Origin of the sequence: Burkholderia sp. 9120 (genome assembly GCF_000745015.1) — a bacterium.
In the GTDB taxonomy this organism is placed as follows: domain Bacteria; phylum Pseudomonadota; class Gammaproteobacteria; order Burkholderiales; family Burkholderiaceae; genus Paraburkholderia.
Genome location: NZ_JQNA01000001.1, coordinates 767,699 through 785,962, shown reverse-complemented (window position 1 = coordinate 785,962; position 18,264 = coordinate 767,699). Strand labels below are relative to the sequence as shown.

Here is an 18,264-nt window from a genome sequence, read left to right as displayed (position 1 = left end):
GAGTCGTGTCGCTTGCGAGTGGACGCTTAGCCGGCTTGTCAGTTGGCTTCTCAGCCGGCTTCTCAGTCGGCCTGTCAGCCAGTTTACCCAGCCGGCTTCCCAGCCGATGTGTCGGCCGAGCCGCTTCAGCCTCCGGGCCCAGTCAAACCGCAAACTCGCCACCAACGCTGCTAAGCCCAAACAACTGAACCACCCTCAAGCCATCGCCTCCGCGCGATGGCTTTTCTTTTCCCGCATCAGTTTCCGCACACGCTCGCCAAAAGCCTGCGGCCGCCCCTCGAAGCAACGTTCCACCGCCCGCGTATCGATCAAATTCTGCCGCAACACCTTGCGCTCGTCGTGCGAGTCGATCATCCGGACCGCGGCGGCGATGTAATCCTCGACGCTGTCAGCCGTGGTCCACGACGGCATGCCCACCCGCTCGAACAGCGCGCCGTCGATCCGCTCGAACACCTCCGCACCGCGTTTGCAGACACCCGGCAAACCCAGCGTGAGCGCATCGACGATGCCATTGGTATTGCCGAACGGAAACGGGCTGAGAAACAGATCGGCGCGATTGACGTACGTCAGATAGCCCGCGTAATCGTGGAAGCCATGCACGATTGCGCGCGGTAACGCCTGTCCGATCACGTCGCGGATTCGATCAAGCGGCAAACCTGCCGGCACGCCGCTCATGAAATGAAACTCGACCGGCGTCGCGGCGCGCGCGCCGATCTCGCGGCACGCGTCGAGAAAGCCGGGATTCAGCTTCATCGCGCTGGCCGTGACGACGATCTCCAGGGTCTCGCGCGACGGCGGAATCCGCGCGACGATGTCCGGCAGCGACACCGAAGGGCGATACGGCTGGCCGTCCTTCGGCAGCGTCATCAGGCGCTCGCTAAAGCAGGCGGGGTCGCCGACGTAATCTTCTTCGACACTCACATAGTCGATCTTGTCGGAGTGCGTGGTGGCCGGGTGGCCCAGACCGGCGATCTGCAGCGGCGCGACGCGCAGATTCGACATGAACACGCTCAGCACGAACATGCCCACGCTCGGCATATACAACACCTCCGCCTTTTCGGCCTCGGCAAAGTCGCGAATCGTCTTCAGGCATTCGCCGATGTATTCTGGCTGCTCCAGTTCAATGAAACGATCGAACACCGCGCGCCCGATGTCGTCGATCGCGTAACCGAAACCGAAGCCGACCACCTCGAAATGTTCGCGCGCCGCCTCCAGCGTGCGCGAGTGCGTGCGGTAGATTGAATGCGCGCCGCCGAACCACTCCAGCACGACCAGCATCAGCGGTTTCTTGCCGCGCCGCGTGCGGTTTTTCGCCGGCGCTAAAGCGGGCGCCGGTTTTACCGCCGCTACCTTCGCCGGCAGATCGGTCAGTCCCAGTTGCGCCAGTTTGCGGCGCACCAGCACGTTGATGTCCCGCTTGATCTCATGCCGTCGTGGCGAGTCCGCGTAGCTGCAGAACATGTAGGCGTTATGCAGCAGGGCGGTGGGCAAGTCGTCGAGGTCGTCGATCTGCCGCAGCTTGCCGGGCAGCCATTCGATCAGCGCTTCGCGTTTGACGTGCGCGCTCGGCGAGCCCTTGAACGTCGGCGCCAGCAGCACGAGCGCGAGACTGGCCGCGAGGGTTTTGTCGTACGCCCACAGTGCGGCGAAGTCGATCTCCAGTTCGGACTCGGTCGAATAGAGCACGCATAGTTTTTCGACGAAACAGTCGCCGGCAAGAAACTGCGTGTTCTCCGGGCCACGTGGGTTCAGGTGACGGCTCACCGGATCGGCATTGCCGAACGGTGTGGTCGAGAACACCAGGCCAAGCCATTCGTGCAGCGTCAGAAGCAATCTGAAGCACTCGGCAGGCAACCTGAAATCCGGGTCGGCGAACAGCGTGGACGACGCGCTCGCGAGACGGCTGCAGAAGCGTTGGCGCTGCTCGCTGGGCGTGAGGTCGAGCATGCCCGACGCCACGAAGCGGTGGTCCAGCTTGCCGCCGTTCTGTTGCAACAGCGCCAGCGCGGCGACGAGCTGGATCGACGCCTTGACATGCTGACGCGTGTAGACGAGTTGCTCGAAGTGGTCGAGCGAAAAGGTGGTTTCTTGCATCAGGCGATGTTCTCGAGTTACGCATGACTAACTAAATAGAAACGACGTTAGTCGAAGCATAAGATTATCGCAGCCGATGGCGTTCAAATTAACCCGTCCCGCGGATTCGAGAAGTTTCCGCGTCTGAAAGCGCCGTCTCGATGCCGCATGTAGGGCGAGTCTGTCAGAGCCGCCCTCAGGTTCAGAAAGCGTAATAAGGCCCCGGTCCCGCTGACGTCACGCGTGCCGAGATGGCTGTGTAGACACGTCGTCCGTAGAAGAACGGCAGGCCCCAGCCGAAGCTGCTGCCGGCCACGCCGGCCAGGTTGTCGAAAGCATTGTTCGCCGAGGCAAACAGCACGTTCGAATTGCCGATCTCGAACGACACCGGGTTCGACGTGCCGTTCGTGCCGGAAATCGCGGCATTGGCGGCTTGCGTTGCGCTGGGGCAATACCAGAAGCCGCACTGCGGCAACAGCGTACTGCTGAAGAAGAGCCCGTTCGAGCCGCTGTCGATATAGCTTTGCGAGTAAGTTTGTCCGGCACTGGTGGTGACCACGTAGCCCGTCTGCGAATTGGCCTTGACGACGCTGGCGCCGCCGAGCGTGTTGTTCGCCTGGGTGTCGATGCCGAAGATCAGCGAGCCGGCGACGTTGGCCGCGCCGCTGTCGGCGATGGCCGGCAGGTCGATCACGACGCCGTTGTTGTCGAGCGCGAAGCGGCTGACCGGGTTGGTCACCTGCTGCGCGAGGGCCTGAGCGCTCGCGACGCAGGCGCCGTTCGCATCGCAACGGTAGTACCAGCGCGGCAAGGCGGCATTGACGCAGCCGGCGCCGCAGTCGGCCGCGAACAGGCCGACGCCGAGAATGCCGTTGGAGCGCAGGCTCGCGACCGTCAGCATGGCCGGGCCGGAGGCGGCGCAATCGGCGGGGACGGTCGGCGCCGCCGGGTCGGAGATCAACTGGATCGGGATCGACGCGGCCAGTTGGCCGGCCATGCGCACGTCCGCGCTGCGCACCGCGCCCCACGCGTAGCCGCCGCCGAACACCGCGCACTCGCCGGTGATGCCGCCGCCCGACGCGATCGCCGCGAGCGGGAGGCTCGCCGGCAGCGCCGAGGCCAGAATCCGCAAGCCGTGCGAGCCGGTGTCGACCTGAATATTGTCGATGGTCGCGCAGTTGTCGGTGCCGGGCTGGCAGACGGTGACGCTCGTCGTCAGCATGTTGCGCGTCAGGCCCGGCGCGGTGGTGACGGCGATCGGCTGGACGTTGGCAAGGGTCGATTGCGGCACCGATGTGCTGGCGGCGGGCGTGGACGCGCCGGCGGGTGCGCTGGCGGCGAGCGGGGCAACCGCGCCCGTTGGGGGGCGCTGGTCGACGTGCCGCCGCCGCCGCCGCAACCCGCGAGCGCGGCGCAAACGAGGACCAGCGTAAGCAAAGAGAAGGACGGGGTCATGGTGCGAGAGGTCTCCGGCGCGTTATTTTTTGATGGGGGCTGGCTTGGGGTTTGGGCCTGATACACGGCGGCCGGATATGGCCCGCCGCCGTCCGCCACGACCCGTCACCGAAAATCGTCAGCGGCGACGCCGGCCGGCAACGCCGACGGCAGCCACGCCCGTCCCACATAGCCGCGCATCGGGCCGCCGGATTCCACGATCACGTCCGGGCGCACCACGCGCGACGCGTGCAGATTGCCGCTCGCCGTCGACGCCGCGGCGCCGTTGCGGTACGACTCCGCGTACGGGCCCAGCAGCGCCTGCAGATCCGGCATGGTCGGGCCTTGCCACGCATAGGCGACGATCCGCCCGGTGCTGGTCGCGTACTCGTTGACGGTCGTCGCGCCGGCATCGGTCAGCGTGCGCAGGCGCAGCGCGCCGTTCAGCAGGGTTTGCGGCGCGGCGCCGGTCGAATCGGCCTGGAGCGGCATCGCGCCGCCCAGTTCGGCGTGCGCGGGGACGTTCGCGCAGAGGAGAGGAATGGCCAGCGTCGAAATGCTCAGGGCCTGACAAACACGCGTTTTTTGCATAGCAGTCGATCTCGCGAGGGAAGCGCTCAAACTTTATTGAGACGTCCAATTCAAGATAACACTGAGGTTTCCTGATCTTCGTCAGGCGGGCGATTCGCTGGATCGAGTAGTCTCAAAATTGACGTGCGAACCGAACGCAAAAAGCCTTTAAAACAAGGATCTGACGCAGATGGGGGATACGTCTGACAACGAATTAGGAAACGTGGCGGATTGTTAAATACGCCGCGCGAAAGCAGGTTGAAAACGATCGCGGCTGAGTTTTTCCCCGGGACAGAGAACGCCTTGCGAGCGTCGCGAAGACGCAGGACAAACGGGCTGCGGCCGAGGCTCGACGAGCCCGCGCGCGCTGCTCATTTCTCGGGCAAACCCCACTTTTTGCACACGACTCGCCGGGATCGGTAAAATGTTGGGTTGATCCACGGAAACTTGCCGTGGCGTAGCGGAAGGATTCCCCGAACATGACTGATCTTCGTCTTACCAAGCGGTTTGCAGTAATGCTGATGGCAGGCGGTCTGGTCGCCGGCTGCGGCACGTCGTCGCCGACCAAAATCGACTACAAGAGCGACTCGAAATCGAAGCAGGTGTCACTTGCCGTCCCGCCGAACATGATCGACGAGACGGCCGATCAGCGTTCGTTGCCTCCGCAAGGCGGCGAAACCTCGTTGTCCACGCTCAAGCAGGTTCAGGCGCAAGCGCCGTCGCAGAATGCCACGGTGGTGGTGCCGCCGGTTACCGGCATGCACATCCAGCGCGACGGCACGGAAAGCTGGCTGGTGATCGACAACAAGTCGCCCGCGCAGGCCTGGGCGCAGATTCGCCGCTTCTGGCAGGAGCAGGGCTTCCTGCTGGTGGTCGACCAGCGCGACAAGGGCGTGATGGAAACCGACTGGAACGAAACCCACGCCCAGATCAACGACGGCCTGATCCGCAACACGCTGTCCAAAGCCATGGGCAACAGCTACGTGAGTTCGGAGCGCAACAAGTACCGCACGCGTCTCGAAACGTCGCCGAGCGGCGGCACGTATGTGTTCATCAGCCAGAAGGGGTTGCGCGAGGCGGTCACCGGTCCGAACAACGATTCGACCAAGTGGGAAGCCAAGCCGAACGATCCGGGCCTCGAGCAGGAATACCTGAAGCGCCTGATGGCGACGCTGGCGCTGGCTGACTCGCGCAAATCGGGCGACACGCAAAGCGCGGATCTGACGCCGGCCGGCGCGCAAACCGCGCCGAACGCGGCTACCGCGGGCGCCAAATCGGCGGCAGCGGCCACTGCGGCGCAAAATGTCGCGCTGTCGGCGCAGCAACCCATGCCGGACGCGGACTTGCCCAACACGCAGGCGCAGTTCTCGTCGACCGAGCTCACGCTGGGCGAGCCGTACGACCGCGCGTGGTTGCGCGTGGGCCTTGCGCTCGACCGCAGCAACTTCACGGTCGACGACCGCGATGCGAGTCGTGGCCTGTACTTCGTGCGCTATGTCGATCCGAAGGATCTGACGTCGGCGGAGCAGGGCTTCTGGAGCCAGATTTTCCACGGCAAGAAGGAAAAGGTGGCCAAGCAGTATCTGGTGAACGTGCGGGCGGTGACGCCTAACCAGACTCGCGTTGCCGTCGTCAACGACAAGGGCGATGTGGATCAGGGCCCGCAGGCCAAGCAGATCATGAGTCTGATGGTCGACCAGTTGCACTGAGTCTCAGCCGCTGTGCCTGCCGCGAGCGGCGGTCAAGCGCGGTAAGGCACGGCAGGCAGCCACAGCAGTCAAAAAACCCGTCCGGGATTCGTCCTGGACGGGTTTTTTTTCGCCCGCGAGTATTGCCGCGCACTAACCCAGCGCCGGGTGAATCCGCATCTAACCGTCGACCCCACGGCACTCCTGGCACCGAGCACGTGTTTTGCTTGACTCCGACATACCGGGATGGCCCGGCAATCAACCGGAGTTGGCCATGTTCGACGTGATTCCTTACTGGATGTGGGCGGCGAGCTTGCTCGTCCTGGCGCTCGTGTGCGGCGCAGCGTTGAACCCGCGTGAATCGCGGCCGCCGGCGGGGCTGCGTCTGCGGCACAGTACGGCGCAGCGTCCGAAGTGGCCCGGCCATTGAACGCCGCCGTGCCGGTCGCGTATGAATCGAACGTATACGGCCGCCATGTGCGGCCGCGTGTAACGTGACGTTACCCCGGTGACGTAACTGCCGAAGCCTGTTCCAGCGCCTTCCTCGCCTCACCCTCTCGCAATAAATTCCAATAAAAATCAAACGCTTGCGAGATTTCTCCGCTGACTTCCAGCAACTGGCACACAAGCTGCTTTTATAGACTCATGGGGCCGGACTGGTTAAGCCGACATGGTTTTTCCAGGCAGGGGTTCCAGACGATTCCAGCATCGGACGATAAACCAGTGCTGAACCCGATGATGGCCTGCGCGCAGCGCGCGGCCTCGGTGGCCCCGTCGCCTATCCTCGTAGGGCGACGGTTTCGCCCGCACTCCGAAAGAGTGCGGGCTATTTTTTTGGGCGACGCGCAATACGTGGCCGAGCGTGGCCGACTGTGGCTGAACGTGGTCGATGAAGACGCAAACAACAAAAAACAAGACAACGTGACGAGCGCCGAACCTTGTTCGAGCCCGAGCCCGACCCAAAATCCGGCTTCAGGTATCAGCGCGACGCGGCCCGACCCACGGCAGCCGCTTGATGACGCCAGTGGCGAGCGCGGTGCCGACCAGAATCACGCCGCAGCCTTCCAGCATGCCGGGCGACACGCTTTCGCCAAGAAACAGCGCACCCCACAGGATGCCGAAAATCGGAATCACGAAAGTCACCGTGATAGCGCGCGCCGGTCCGGCCACCGCGATCAGATGGAAGAACAACATATACGCGACGCCGGTACACGCGACGCCCAGCGCGATCACCGCCCCCCACGCATGCAGCGAGATCGGCGCGGCCGGCCAGTAGATCACCGCGAGCGGCAGCAGCACGATGGTGGCGCCGGTCATCGTGCCGGCGGCGACGGTGAGCGCATCGACGCCGGTCAGATGGCGCTTGGTGTAGTTGGCGGCGATGCCGTACAGCAGCGTGGCGCCGAGCGCCGCGCCGGCCGCCAGCGCGGTGGTCAGCGGCGTGGCCGCCGAACTGCCCGGCGCGGCGATCTGATCCCACACCAGCATCAACACGCCGAGAAAGCCGACCACGAGACCGAGCGTGCGCAACCCGCTCAGCCGGTCGCGCAACCAGACGAACGCGACCAGCGCGCCCCACAGCGGCGTGCTCGCATTGATCACCGAGGTAACGCCGGCCGACAGCGTCAGCTCGGCGTACGCGAACAGGCAGAAAGGCGCCGCCGAATTCAGAATCCCGACCACCAGCAGGGGAAGGGCGCGCGTGCGCAGGATCGTGGCCGATTGCCGCAACGGCCGTCGCGCGATCAGCACGATGATCAGGAAGGCCGCGCCGATGCCGACACGCAGCGCCATCAGCGGCGCGACGCCGAAATCGGCCACGCCGACGCGGATAAACAGAAAGGACGCGCCCCACAGGGCGGCGAGAATCAGCAACTGGAGCAGGTTTTTAGCATTCATCGAAGTGGCGCCGCGCGCGGTTGAGTCGAGACGCCAGCGCATCGTAGCAGCGCGATCGCGCGAAACGTTTCAGCCTGGAATGAAACGGCAAGATGCAGGAGAGTGGGGCGTCGGATAAGGAGATCGTAAGCGCTGGCGAGGCGTATGCAAAACGAGCAATTCTCACGCTGATGTGAGAAAAATTACAATGTGATTGGCTGCGCAGATAGAGGAGCCACGGTCAGGGCGGGGACGTGCCGCGAGGTCGTGAATTATTTTGCGGTATCGCCGAATTGCGGAAGTACGGGAATACGGAGATACGGAATCACGGAAGTCGGCAGCGGATAGGCCGCGAATGGCCAGCGGCCGACTTCCTCCCATTTTCCTAATGCGGAATCATCCCCTGCAACACATTCTGTTGCAGCCACACCAGCACCCCGAGCAGCACCGTCAGCAGAATCGAATGCTTGAAGGTCCGCGCGAACACCACGCCTTCCTTGCCTTTGAGTTCGGTGGTCGCCACGCCGGTCGAGATGTTTTGCGGCGAAATCATCTTGCCCATCACGCCGCCCGACGAATTGGTCGCCGCCATCAGGATCGGATTGAGATTCAACTGATGCGCCGCCACGACCTGCAGGTTGCCGAACAGCGCGTTACCGGACGTATCGCTGCCGGACAGAAACACCGCGACCCAGCCGAGGAACGCCGACACCAGCGGAAAGAACGGCCCGACCGACGCCGCGCCCAGACCGAGCGTATAGGTCAGCCCCGAGTAGTTCATCAGATACGCCAGCCCGACGATGGTCGCCACGGTCAGAATCGCGATCCGCGTCTGCACCCACGTGTCGGCGATCGCCTTGCCGAACTCGCTCGCGCTCAGCCCGACCACGAACGCGGTGATGATCGCCGCGACCAGAATGGCGGTGCCGGTGGCCAGCGGCTGGAAGTCCCACACGGCGCCATACGGCGTGTTGTACAGCGTGATGAACACGGCCTTGTCGAGTCCGGGCCACGGCACCTTGACGTCGCCGATCAGGAAGATCTTCGCGATGGTCCAGATGATCACCACGACCGACACGATGATCCACGGATACCACCCCTGGCCGCCGCCGATCTTGCCGCGCACCTCGCCGACCCGGTCGATGTTGATCGCGAACTTGGGATCCACCGCCGGCCGCCAGACCCGCAGGAACGCGATGGTCAGGATCAGCGACACCATCGACGACAGCACGTCGGTCAGGCTGTAGTTCACATAGTTCGACGCGACGAACTGGGTCAGCGCGAAGCTCGCGCCCGACACCAGCAGCACCGGCCACACGCGCAGCATGTTGCGAAAGCCGGCGTACACGCCGATCACATAGAAGGGCAGCAGGAACGCGAAGAACGGCAACTGGCGGCCGACCATCTTGGCGAGCGAATCGGCCGGCAGGTGCGTAACCGCGCCGAGCACGGTGATCGGCACGCCGAGCGCGCCGAACGCGACCGGCGCGGTGTTGAAGATCAGCGTGAAGGTGAGCGCTTCGAGCGTCGGAAAACCGAGCAGGATCAGCAGCGAACTGGTGATCGCGACCGGCGTGCCGAAGCCGGAAATGCCCTCAAGCAGCGCGCCGAAAGAGAAGCCGATCACCACCAGCACGACGCGCCGGTCGTTCGGCAGATTGTCGATCATCCACATGCGGAAGGCCGCGAAACGCCCCGAGCGCTGCGAGATGTTGTACAGCAGGATCGCCGTGAACACGATCCACATAACCGGCCAGCAGGCGAACACGACGCCGTTGGCGACCGAGTCGAAGGCGAGTCCCACCGGGAATTGCCAGACGAAGATCGCCACGATCAGACCGACAATCAGCCCCGCGAGCGACGCCTGCCAGGCCGGCCGTCGCGCCCAGCCGAGCAGGAGCAGCACCACGATGATCGGCAGCGCGGCGACCAGGAACGAGGGCAGCAATGAGTTGCCGACCGGAGTGAGTAGTTGATGAAACATCGGGTCTCCTTCGTTGTTGTTCGGACTCGACGCGGCACTGCGCACTACGGGGCGCGTCGTTAGGACGGATGGCGCCGGCGGCAACGGTGAGGTCGGCCGGGGCGCTTATTTAAACGGGTACTGCGTGCGGTTCTACAGAAGCATAGAACTCGGCTGGGGCAGGTCAAGAAGGGAAACTACGGGCGCGCGGCGGAGACGGGACAAGGATGCGCGTCGCCTGACGGATTGGGCGACGCGTTGAGCATGACAGGGGTGTCGCGCGGCGCTTCAGACGGCCGCGCGAGCGTAGGTTAAGGGTTCACGAACGGAACCGGCGACCCGAGACGCGAGCAGAAGCGGAGAAAGGGAGAAGCGGAGAAGACCGGCGCCAACCCGTGCGAATCAGCGCCCATCAGCACCCATCAGCACTGATCAATGCCAGTGGCCGTGCCCGCCGCCGCCCCAGCCGCCATGGCCGCCCCAGTAGCCGCCGAAACCGAAGCCGATCGACACCGACGGCCCATACCAGCCCGGATAGCCGCCGTAATAGGCTGGGTAGGCCGGATAGACCGGCGGCGCATAGTAGGCGGGATAAGCCGGCGCGACATAGACCGGGGGAGGCGGAACCACTGCGGTCGCGTAGGTGGCCGGCGGTACCTGCTGGGCCGCCCGCGCTTGCGACTGCGCCTGTTGTGCCTGTTGTGCCTGCAGTTGCTGCTGTTGTTGTATGGCGGCGGGATCGTTTTGCGCCACGCCCAGATCCTGCTGGGTAGCGCCGGCGGGGACGGTGGCGTAGTACGGCGAGTAAGCGCCCGGATAGTAGCCGTACGGGTAATAGCAACCGGACAGCGTCAACACGCAGACGGCGCCGCCGAGGGCGATACCGGTTTGCGAAAGACTGGACAAGCAAAGGTAAAAACCGCGCGGCAGCCGTTGGCCGAACGCACGGAACGAATTGACGACGCGGGACTTCATGACGCGCTCCTGGTTATATCGAACGCCGGCCGGCGGCGTGTTCCCATGAGCTTACGCCGCGAGGATGCATGCAGGATTGCAAAACCGTAACGGCTTATTTCAGGTCATTGCAAAACATGGACGAGGCGGCCGACCGGTGTCGCCAATGTCGGCCGCTCGCGTGCCGCCGTTACTTGCCCACCTGATTACCGATGATGCCGCCCGCCGCCGCACCGCCCACCGTCGACAGCGCATTGCCGCCGATCGCCGCGCCCGCCGCGCCGCCCAGGCCCGCGCCGACGGCCGTATCGCGGCCTTGCCGGCTCATGTCGCCACAGGCGGAAAGGCTGGCCACCACGGCGATGAGTGTGGCAAGCGCACTGATTTGTCGGATCGATTTCATGATGCTGACTCCCGTGGAAAGTGAGTTGTTCGTAATCCAGCGTTTCCCTTCTGTCAGCATGCGGCGTGCCTGCTGTTAAGTCACTTAACGAAGCGATCAACCAGAAAGCCGACGAAAAAACCAACAAAAAAGCCCGCGCAATGGCGGGCTTCGGTGCTGCAGTACAAAGTCGTGCGCTCAAGGGCGATGCAACCGCATCACCCGCCAAACGCTTCAACCATTATTGACGCTGATAAATTTCCGCGCCTTTCTTCATGAACTCGATCGACTTCACTTCCATGCCTTTCTTCAACGCTTCGTCGTCGGTGACGCCTTGTTGCGCGGCGAATTCGCGGACGTCCTGCGTGATCTTCATCGAGCAGAAGTGCGGACCGCACATCGAACAGAAATGCGCGACCTTGGCCGAATCTTTCGGCAGCGTTTCGTCGTGGAATTCGCGTGCCTTGTCCGGGTCGAGACCGAGATTGAACTGGTCTTCCCAGCGGAATTCGAAGCGTGCCTTGGACAGCGCATTGTCACGCACCTGCGCGCCCGGATGGCCCTTCGCCAGATCGGCGGCGTGCGCGGCGAGCTTGTACGTGATGATGCCGGTCTTGACGTCGTCCTTGTTCGGCAAGCCGAGGTGTTCCTTTGGCGTGACGTAGCAGAGCATTGCCGTGCCGAACCAGCCGATCATCGCCGCGCCGATGCCCGACGTGATGTGATCGTAGCCCGGTGCGATGTCGGTGGTGAGCGGTCCCAGCGTGTAGAACGGCGCTTCGTCGCACCATTCCAGTTGCAGGTCCATGTTCTCCTTGATCAGCTGCATCGGCACATGGCCGGGGCCTTCGATCATGGTCTGCACGTCGTGCTTCCACGCGATCTGCGTGAGCTCGCCGAGCGTCTTCAGTTCGCCGAGCTGCGCTTCGTCGTTCGCATCGTAGATCGAGCCGGGACGCAGGCCGTCGCCGAGCGAGAAGGCCACGTCATAGGCCTTCATGATTTCGCAGATGTCTTCGAAATGCTCGTACAGGAAGCTTTCCTTGTGGTGAGCCAGGCACCACTTCGCCATGATCGAGCCGCCGCGCGACACGATGCCGGTCATGCGCTTGGCCGTCATCGGCACGTATTGCAGACGCACGCCCGCGTGAATCGTGAAGTAGTCGACGCCTTGCTCGGCCTGTTCGATCAGCGTGTCGCGGAAGATTTCCCACGTCAGGTCTTCCGCCTTGCCGTTGACCTTTTCGAGCGCCTGATAGATCGGCACCGTGCCGATCGGCACCGGCGAATTGCGGATGATCCACTCGCGCGTTTCGTGAATGTGCTTGCCGGTGGACAGATCCATCACCGTATCGCCGCCCCAGCGGATCGCCCACGTCATCTTGTCGACTTCTTCGCCGATCGACGACGTCACGGCCGAATTGCCGATGTTCGCATTCACCTTCACGAGGAAGTTGCGGCCGATGATCATCGGCTCGCTTTCCGGGTGATTGATGTTGTTCGGGATGATCGCGCGGCCGCGGGCGATTTCTTCACGCACGAATTCCGGCGTGATCGCGGTGAGGCCGTTCGGACCGAACGCGCTTGCGCCGAACGCCTGGCCCGGATGCTGGCGGCCCATCATCGCGGCGAGCTTTTCGCCGTTCGGGCCACTTGTCTTCAAGCTTTCCAGATACTCGGCGCGGCGCTGGTTCTCGCGAATCGCGATGTATTCCATTTCCGGCGTGATGATGCCCTTGCGTGCGTAGTGCATCTGCGACACGTTCTGGCCGGCGATCGCGCGGCGCGGCGTGCGGTGCAGGCCCTGGAAACGCAGCTCAGCGGTGGCGGTATCAGCGGCGCGTTCGCGGCTGAAGTCACTCGACAGACCCGTCAGAGCTTCGGTGTCGCCGCGCTCTTCGATCCACGCCTGACGCAGCGCGGGCAGACCGGCGCGAATGTCGATTTTGGCGTCCGGATCGGAGTAGGGGCCCGACGTGTCGTAGACATAGACCGGCGGGTTCTTTTCGCCGCCGAAGCTGTCCGGCGTATCCGATTGAGAGATTGCGCGCATCGGCACGCGGAGGTCGGGACGCGAGCCGGTCACGTAGATCTTGCGGGAATTCGGCAGCGGCGCGACAGCGGCTTCGTCGACGTGCGCGTCGGCGGAAAGGAATTTCGGGTTGGCGTTCATGCGTTTATCTCCTAGGTTGACCGGAGTTGGCGCTTGAATGCCTATTCCGGTCCCATGCCAAAGCAATGTGGGGCGGCTAAGCAGGAGACGAGACGGAAGAAGTCGGAAATCGCGAGAGATGAAACAGTAGACCAGGTGCGAATTCCGTACGCTTCCCTGCGCTGGCATTATCCAGATCAGGTTCAAAGGGTATTTCTCACCCACGCAGCACGGACCTCCAACCTCCGTGCGACGCAGGACCCCCGCGTTAGCAGCGCACACGATACACCGGCCGGCCGCTGCTTGGCAACCCGTCTTGAAAAGTCGGATACCGGGTATCACCGCGGGTATCACCGCGGCTAACACTGTCACTGGCCGCGACCTATTCTTCTAGAGATAAGCCCGGCAGCCATGCTGCGGCGCAACGATTCGCGCCGCGGCGCGGCCGATTCACAGCGTGAAGTCGTCGGCGGCTTCGGGTTGAAACAGGATCTTCTCGAGCTTCAGCACTTTCTCCGCGCCGCTGGGCGGCGTGAAGCGGATTTTCTCGCCGCGTTTGGCGCCTAGCAGCGCGAGGCCGAGCGGCGAGAACACGTTCAGACGGCCGCGCGCGAACTCGGCCTCGGGCGGGTAGACGACGGTCCACGTCATCTGCTCGCCGCTGGTTTCGTCGACGAGAATGGCCTGCGAATTCATCGTGACGATGTTCGCGGGAATCTCGCGCGAGTCGACGATCACGGCGCGTTCGAGGACCTGGTCGAGCATGTCCTGCAGCCGGGCGTCGGCGCCGCGCGCGGCCGCGTGCTTCTCGAGACGGGCGACGTCGAGTTCGGTCAGGTAACAGGTTTTCGTCTTCTTCACGACGGTACTCCAGTGCGATCTGCGGGTAAGGGAAAAGCGTGCGGATGAGATCGGCCCGGAGCCCGACAACGCGGCTCAGGCAAGGGAGCGAGCAGCGTTAGATCGGGCGCCGGGCGGCGGAGAGCGGGAGAAGTCGGGGGAGTGTTCGGAGAAGCGTTCGGCGAAGCATTCGGGCCGGCTCGCCGCTGCGCTGCGGGGCGAATTCCTTGCGCGCGCAACCGGTTGCGCGGCAAGGGCGCAAGCGGGTGTGGGCAGGGGAAATCGGAAAGCGCATGGGGTTGGCCGGCAGGGTTCGGGATCGAATGGGTCGGCGCCGCGGGTGCATCGAAAGCGGCGCATTTGAAAGGAGAATGTTAGCACGGGGTCTTGAATCGCTTCGTTCGACGCCGCGACGAGCCGTCTGCGTGGCGCCGGGATCGGCCACTCGCACGCGCGTCATTCAAGGCAGAGCGAGCCGGTGCCGTTAACGCGCCTGTCAGACGGGCCGTACCCAGCGTGACGATGTCGCGCTGCGCAGCCCGCCGATGACGCGATGCGCTGCGATTCGACGCGGCTAAGCGGCTTAAGGAGAGAGGCTGATGAAAACGGCAACTGGGCGGTTTGTGGCGCTCGGCGCGGCGGCAACGCTGGCACTGACGACGGCGCCGCTGGCGGCGTCGGCGTCAGAGGGCGGAACGATCACGTTGTCCGGCGCGATTGTGGCGCCGCAACTGGAAGTGTCGGCGGCGCCGGTTGCGCCCGGCGCACGGGCTGGAACCGCGGGCGCGCTGCAAGGCTTGCAAGGTTCCGCGGTGACGCTGACGTTCAGCGGCCCGCCGGGGGTGACGGCGGGTGCCGACGTCGCGTTGCAGGTGAACGGCGGCGCGGGCTCGAGCTTGAACTCGGGCGAAGGCGTGACCACGCGCTTCGTCGAGCGCGACGGCCGGATTGCCGTGGCGACTCGCGACGGTCACTACAAGGTCGGCCGTGACGGCGGCGTGATGTCGCTGTCGCCGAAACACGTTACGCCGGACACGCGCGTGACGGTGGTGATGAGTTACGACTGAGCCACTCGCGCCGGGCGGCCGGGCCGATAGAAATAAATTTGGAAAAGCCTGTCATAAGCGGCCGGGCGGTTCGACAAACGTGCAGATCCTGATGGGAGCACGTCATGCAAACCACTCGTACCCGCCGCGCTGGTTACCGGCTATTAACGCAGTCAGCAATGCAGCCGCTCATGCAGCCGCTCACTCGGCCGCGCATGCAGCCGACCACGCGTCCTTCACGCCGCCTGTTCACGCGAGCCATCGCGTGCGTGGCCGCAGTCAGCCTGCTTGCGGCCAGCGGCCTCGCCAACGCGGCCGCCGCCGTCTGCAGCGCGCACAGCCCGGCGCACCGCGTGGCGCTGGTCGAGTTGTACAGCAGCGAAGGCTGCAATAGTTGCCCGCCCGCCGACAACTGGCTGAGCCAGTGGAAAAACAGCGGCGCGACGCAAAGCATCGTGCCGCTCGCGTTGCATGTGGATTACTGGAACAGCCTCGGCTGGACCGACCGGTTCTCGCAACATCGCTTCACCGAACGGCAGCAGACGCTGACCGACCTCGCCGGCGGCCACACCATCTATACGCCGGAAATCTTCGTGTCGGGCCGCGAACTGCGTAGCTGGTCGCAACGCGACAGTTTCGACAGCCGCATCGGCAAGGTGGTCGCCGAACCGGCGCAAGCGAACGTCGCGCTCGAACTGAATCCACAGACGCCGGGCGCCTTCAATGTCTCCGCGCAATTCACCAGCAAGGCCGCGGACACCTCCGGGCAACTCAACGCCTACGTCGCCGTGTATGAAAACGCGCTGAGCTCGCACGTCGGCGCCGGCGAGAACAGCGGCGCCACCTTGCATCACGAGCGCGTGGTGCGGCAATGGATCGGGCCGGTGCCGCTGGTCGGGGGCAATGCGCAGATTCACCGCGACGTGCGTGTCGACGCGACGGGCGCCGATGCCGGCGGCAACGCCGACCGTTTCGGCGTGGTGGCTTTCGTCGAAAACGATGCGACCGGCGACGTGCTGCAAGTGGCCGAACTGGCCGCCTGCCAGTGAGCACTGTGCGGCCGTTCACCGCAACGATCTTGAAGGGGACCAGGGTAAGCGTTATGGGACCCGAGTCGGCGCGATAGCGTTAACTCTAAATGACACGCCCACTCTGTTCGACAGGAGATTTTCATGGCAACCCCTCACGTACTGCGCGAGAGCGACAAACACCTCGCACCGCCCGCCGTCCCGACACCCGGCGCGATTCACCCGGTATGGGTGCGCGTCACGCATTGGCTCAACGCGCTCGCGGCAATCCTGATGATGCTGTCTGGCTGGCGCATCTACGACGCATCGCCGATTTTTCCCGGGTTTCGCTTCCCTCCCGGCATCACGCTCGGCGGCTGGCTCGGCGGCGCGCTGCAATGGCATTTCGCGGCGATGTGGCTGCTGGTCTTCAACGGTCTGCTGTATCTCGCGCTGAATCTCGCGAGTGGGCGCTTCGTGCGCAAATTCCTGCCGGTGTCGCCGCGCGCGGTGCTGCACGACTTCTTTGCCGCGCTGACCGGCAAGCTCTCGCATGCCGATCTGCGCGTCTACAACGCGGTGCAGAAATTCGCCTACCTGTTCGTGGTCTGCGATCTGATCGCGCTGGTGCTGTCGGGCCTCGCGATCTGGAAATCGGTGCAGTTTCCGCTGCTGCGCGACCTGATGGGCGGCTACGACAACGCCCGCATCGTTCACTTCTGCGCGATGTCGCTGATGGCCGCGTTTATCTCCGTGCATCTGGCGATGGTGGCGCTCGTACCGCGCTCGCTGCTGGCCATGCTGCGCGGCCGCTGAGTCTCCATCAAGCCGCCGAAACCGAAAGTTATGGATATCGAATCATGAACAAGCCCATTCGAAAACCCTCGCGACCCGTTGGCCACTCGCTCGACCGCGAGTCGATCCTGATCGACGCCCGCCGCGAACTCACCATGCCGTCGCGGCGTCTGTTCGGCCAGCGTCTGCTGACGCTTGGCGGCCTGTCGATGCTGACCGGCTGCTCGCTGACCGACAACGACTCGGTCAACAAATTCCTGACCGCCGTGTCGCGCCTGAACGACCGCGCGCAGGCCGCGCTGTTCGATCCGAAGCAGCTCGCGCCGACCTACAGCGAAGCGCAGATCACGCGGCCGTTTCCGTTCAACGCGTTCTACGGTATCGACGACGTGCCCGAAGTGGACGGCGCCGATTACGAGTTGAAGATCGGCGGCCTCGTCAAAGGCCAGCGCGCGTGGAGTTTGCCCGAGTTGTACGCGTTGCCGCATGCCGAGCAGATCACGCGGCACATCTGCGTGGAAGGGTGGAGCGCGATCGGCCGCTGGGGCGGCACGCCGTTCGGCGATTTTCTGCGGCGCATCGGCGCGGACACCAGCGCGAAGTACGTCGGTTTCAAATGCGCGGACGACTACTACGAAAGCATCGACATGCCGACGGCGCTGCATCCGCAGACGCTGCTCACGTTCGAGTACGACGGCGAGCGTCTGCCCGCGAAATACGGCTTCCCGATGAAGCTGCGCATGCCGACCAAGCTCGGCTACAAGAATCCGAAGCACATCGTCGAGATGTTCGTCACCAACACGTTCCCCGGCGGCTACTGGGTCGACCAGGGCTACAACTGGTTCGGAGGCTCCTGACGCACGCGGGTCGCGCGGCGGGCGGCGAGCAGCATGGTCGCCAGGCCCCTCACGCACCCCCGGGCGGCAGAAGCTTCGGAAATACGCCGGCGATCAAACGATCAGCCGATCAGTGCAACAGGCGATCGGATCGACCGGTTTTGAATCATCCACAACAACGGAGTTATCCCATGAAAAAGTTCGCAATCGCAGCAGTGGCCGTCGCTCTTCTGACCAGCGGCGGCGCCGCGTTCGCGCAAGCCAGCGGCGCGATGTCCAACGACGCCATGTCGAAAGACACGATGTCGAAGGATTCCATGTCCAAAGACACGATGTCGAAAGACACCATGAAGAAAGACACGATGAAAAAGGACACGATGAAGCACGACAAGATGAAGAAGAGCGGCGACGCGATGGGCATGAAGCACGAAGCGTCGGGCGCCATGGCCAACTGAAGCATGCTGTCGATGCCGCCCGCATAGCGTGAACGCGGCGGCGCCGAGGCGGTGCCAAAGCCGGGGAGAAATCCCCGGCTTTTTTTGTTGCAAGGACGCTAAAAAGTTACGATTCTTTCGACTGACGCGGTGGGCGCTTACTGCATAATGCGATGCGCGCCGAGCATTTGGCGCGTGTTCGCCGCGAATCG

At 63.9% G+C, this 18,264-nt stretch carries 16 protein-coding genes, 1 pseudogene and 1 riboswitch; of the genes and pseudogenes, 8 read left to right on the top strand and 9 right to left on the bottom strand.

Annotated elements, in window-relative coordinates:
- Positions 1-195: 195 nt before the first annotated feature.
- The 3 genes and pseudogenes from FA94_RS03400 to FA94_RS03390 form a co-directional block, all read right to left on the bottom strand.
- Complete coding sequence (locus tag FA94_RS03400; protein ID WP_035546723.1) at positions 196-2,094, bottom strand: glycosyl transferase family 1; 1,899 nt, start codon at positions 2,092-2,094, stop codon at positions 196-198.
- Between the two features lie 181 nt (positions 2,095-2,275).
- Positions 2,276-3,528 (bottom strand): annotated as a pseudogene (locus FA94_RS03395) (DUF3443 domain-containing protein).
- 105 nt (positions 3,529-3,633) lie between these two features.
- The gene (locus FA94_RS03390; protein ID WP_035546721.1) at positions 3,634-4,098 is read right to left on the bottom strand and encodes a DUF2844 domain-containing protein; all 465 of its coding nucleotides are present in this window, start codon (positions 4,096-4,098) and stop codon (positions 3,634-3,636) included.
- A 458-nt stretch (positions 4,099-4,556) separates the two neighbouring features.
- On the opposite strand from FA94_RS03390, the gene bamC reads away from it, so the two are divergent.
- Positions 4,557-5,786 (top strand): NlpB/DapX family lipoprotein, encoded by a 1,230-nt coding sequence (bamC, locus tag FA94_RS03385; RefSeq protein ID WP_035546719.1) that lies wholly within the window; start codon positions 4,557-4,559, stop codon positions 5,784-5,786.
- Between the two features lie 253 nt (positions 5,787-6,039).
- On the top strand, positions 6,040-6,195 hold the full coding sequence (locus FA94_RS39045) for a hypothetical protein (protein WP_176059697.1): 156 nt from the start codon (positions 6,040-6,042) through the stop codon (positions 6,193-6,195).
- 542 nt (positions 6,196-6,737) lie between these two features.
- Here the strand turns inward: FA94_RS39045 and FA94_RS03380 are convergent.
- From FA94_RS03380 to FA94_RS03365, 4 genes are all read right to left on the bottom strand, one after another.
- Positions 6,738-7,664, bottom strand: a complete 927-nt coding sequence (locus FA94_RS03380) for a DMT family transporter (RefSeq protein ID WP_035549189.1) — start codon at positions 7,662-7,664, stop codon at positions 6,738-6,740.
- A 364-nt stretch (positions 7,665-8,028) separates the two neighbouring features.
- Positions 8,029-9,627, bottom strand: coding sequence for an L-lactate permease (locus FA94_RS03375; protein ID WP_035546718.1), 1,599 nt, complete (start codon positions 9,625-9,627; stop codon positions 8,029-8,031).
- Positions 9,628-10,038: 411 nt separating this feature from the next.
- A complete protein-coding gene (locus tag FA94_RS03370) occupies positions 10,039-10,581 on the bottom strand; it encodes a hypothetical protein (RefSeq protein WP_035546716.1) in 543 nt (180 codons plus the stop codon).
- 169 nt (positions 10,582-10,750) lie between these two features.
- On the bottom strand, positions 10,751-10,963 hold the full coding sequence (locus tag FA94_RS03365; protein WP_035546709.1) for a YMGG-like glycine zipper-containing protein: 213 nt from the start codon (positions 10,961-10,963) through the stop codon (positions 10,751-10,753).
- Positions 10,964-11,028: 65 nt separating this feature from the next.
- On the opposite strand from FA94_RS03365, the gene FA94_RS38490 reads away from it, so the two are divergent.
- Positions 11,029-11,190, top strand: coding sequence for a hypothetical protein (locus tag FA94_RS38490; protein ID WP_156126509.1), 162 nt, complete (start codon positions 11,029-11,031; stop codon positions 11,188-11,190).
- Here FA94_RS38490 and thiC read toward each other — a convergent pair.
- Complete coding sequence (gene thiC, locus FA94_RS03360; protein ID WP_035546706.1) at positions 11,184-13,115, bottom strand: phosphomethylpyrimidine synthase ThiC; 1,932 nt, start codon at positions 13,113-13,115, stop codon at positions 11,184-11,186. The two genes, FA94_RS38490 and thiC, sit on opposite strands and share 7 nt — an antisense overlap.
- 135 nt (positions 13,116-13,250) lie before the next feature.
- Positions 13,251-13,369, bottom strand: a riboswitch (TPP riboswitch).
- Between the two features lie 175 nt (positions 13,370-13,544).
- The gene (locus FA94_RS03355; RefSeq protein WP_035546704.1) at positions 13,545-13,955 is read right to left on the bottom strand and encodes a GreA/GreB family elongation factor; all 411 of its coding nucleotides are present in this window, start codon (positions 13,953-13,955) and stop codon (positions 13,545-13,547) included.
- 578 nt (positions 13,956-14,533) lie between these two features.
- On the opposite strand from FA94_RS03355, the gene FA94_RS03350 reads away from it, so the two are divergent.
- From FA94_RS03350 to FA94_RS03330, 5 genes are all read left to right on the top strand, one after another.
- Positions 14,534-15,001 carry a hypothetical protein gene (locus FA94_RS03350; RefSeq protein WP_035546701.1) on the top strand — a complete coding sequence of 156 codons (468 nt, stop codon included), beginning with the start codon at positions 14,534-14,536 and terminating at the stop codon, positions 14,999-15,001.
- Between the two features lie 194 nt (positions 15,002-15,195).
- Positions 15,196-16,029, top strand: coding sequence for a DUF1223 domain-containing protein (locus FA94_RS03345; protein WP_035549187.1), 834 nt, complete (start codon positions 15,196-15,198; stop codon positions 16,027-16,029).
- Positions 16,030-16,152: 123 nt separating this feature from the next.
- Positions 16,153-16,803: a cytochrome b/b6 domain-containing protein gene (locus tag FA94_RS03340; protein WP_035546699.1), complete on the top strand. Its 651-nt coding sequence runs from the start codon at positions 16,153-16,155 to the stop codon at positions 16,801-16,803.
- Between the two features lie 44 nt (positions 16,804-16,847).
- The gene (locus FA94_RS03335) at positions 16,848-17,639 is read left to right on the top strand and encodes a molybdopterin-dependent oxidoreductase (RefSeq protein ID WP_035546696.1); all 792 of its coding nucleotides are present in this window, start codon (positions 16,848-16,850) and stop codon (positions 17,637-17,639) included.
- 170 nt (positions 17,640-17,809) lie between these two features.
- Positions 17,810-18,073, top strand: coding sequence for a pentapeptide MXKDX repeat protein (locus FA94_RS03330; RefSeq protein WP_035546695.1), 264 nt, complete (start codon positions 17,810-17,812; stop codon positions 18,071-18,073).
- The last annotated feature ends 191 nt before the right edge of the window (positions 18,074-18,264 follow it).

Bases quoted from the DNA above. Each gene is read 5' to 3' on its own strand.
- FA94_RS03400 (WP_035546723.1), bottom strand. From the start codon at position 2,094: ATGCAAGAAACCACCTTTTCGCTCGACCACTTCGAGCAACTCGTCTAC.
- FA94_RS39045 (WP_176059697.1), top strand. From the start codon at position 6,040: ATGTTCGACGTGATTCCTTACTGGATGTGGGCGGCGAGCTTGCTCGTC.
- bamC (WP_035546719.1), top strand. From the start codon at position 4,557: ATGACTGATCTTCGTCTTACCAAGCGGTTTGCAGTAATGCTGATGGCA.
- FA94_RS03330 (WP_035546695.1), top strand. From the start codon at position 17,810: ATGAAAAAGTTCGCAATCGCAGCAGTGGCCGTCGCTCTTCTGACCAGC.
- thiC (WP_035546706.1), bottom strand. From the start codon at position 13,115: ATGAACGCCAACCCGAAATTCCTTTCCGCCGACGCGCACGTCGACGAA.
- FA94_RS03335 (WP_035546696.1), top strand. From the start codon at position 16,848: ATGAACAAGCCCATTCGAAAACCCTCGCGACCCGTTGGCCACTCGCTC.
- FA94_RS03345 (WP_035549187.1), top strand. From the start codon at position 15,196: ATGCAGCCGACCACGCGTCCTTCACGCCGCCTGTTCACGCGAGCCATC.
- FA94_RS03365 (WP_035546709.1), bottom strand. From the start codon at position 10,963: ATGAAATCGATCCGACAAATCAGTGCGCTTGCCACACTCATCGCCGTG.
- FA94_RS03350 (WP_035546701.1), top strand. From the start codon at position 14,534: ATGAAAACGGCAACTGGGCGGTTTGTGGCGCTCGGCGCGGCGGCAACG.
- FA94_RS03380 (WP_035549189.1), bottom strand. From the start codon at position 7,664: ATGAATGCTAAAAACCTGCTCCAGTTGCTGATTCTCGCCGCCCTGTGG.
- FA94_RS03370 (WP_035546716.1), bottom strand. From the start codon at position 10,581: ATGAAGTCCCGCGTCGTCAATTCGTTCCGTGCGTTCGGCCAACGGCTG.
- FA94_RS03390 (WP_035546721.1), bottom strand. From the start codon at position 4,098: ATGCAAAAAACGCGTGTTTGTCAGGCCCTGAGCATTTCGACGCTGGCC.
- FA94_RS03340 (WP_035546699.1), top strand. From the start codon at position 16,153: ATGGCAACCCCTCACGTACTGCGCGAGAGCGACAAACACCTCGCACCG.
- FA94_RS03375 (WP_035546718.1), bottom strand. From the start codon at position 9,627: ATGTTTCATCAACTACTCACTCCGGTCGGCAACTCATTGCTGCCCTCG.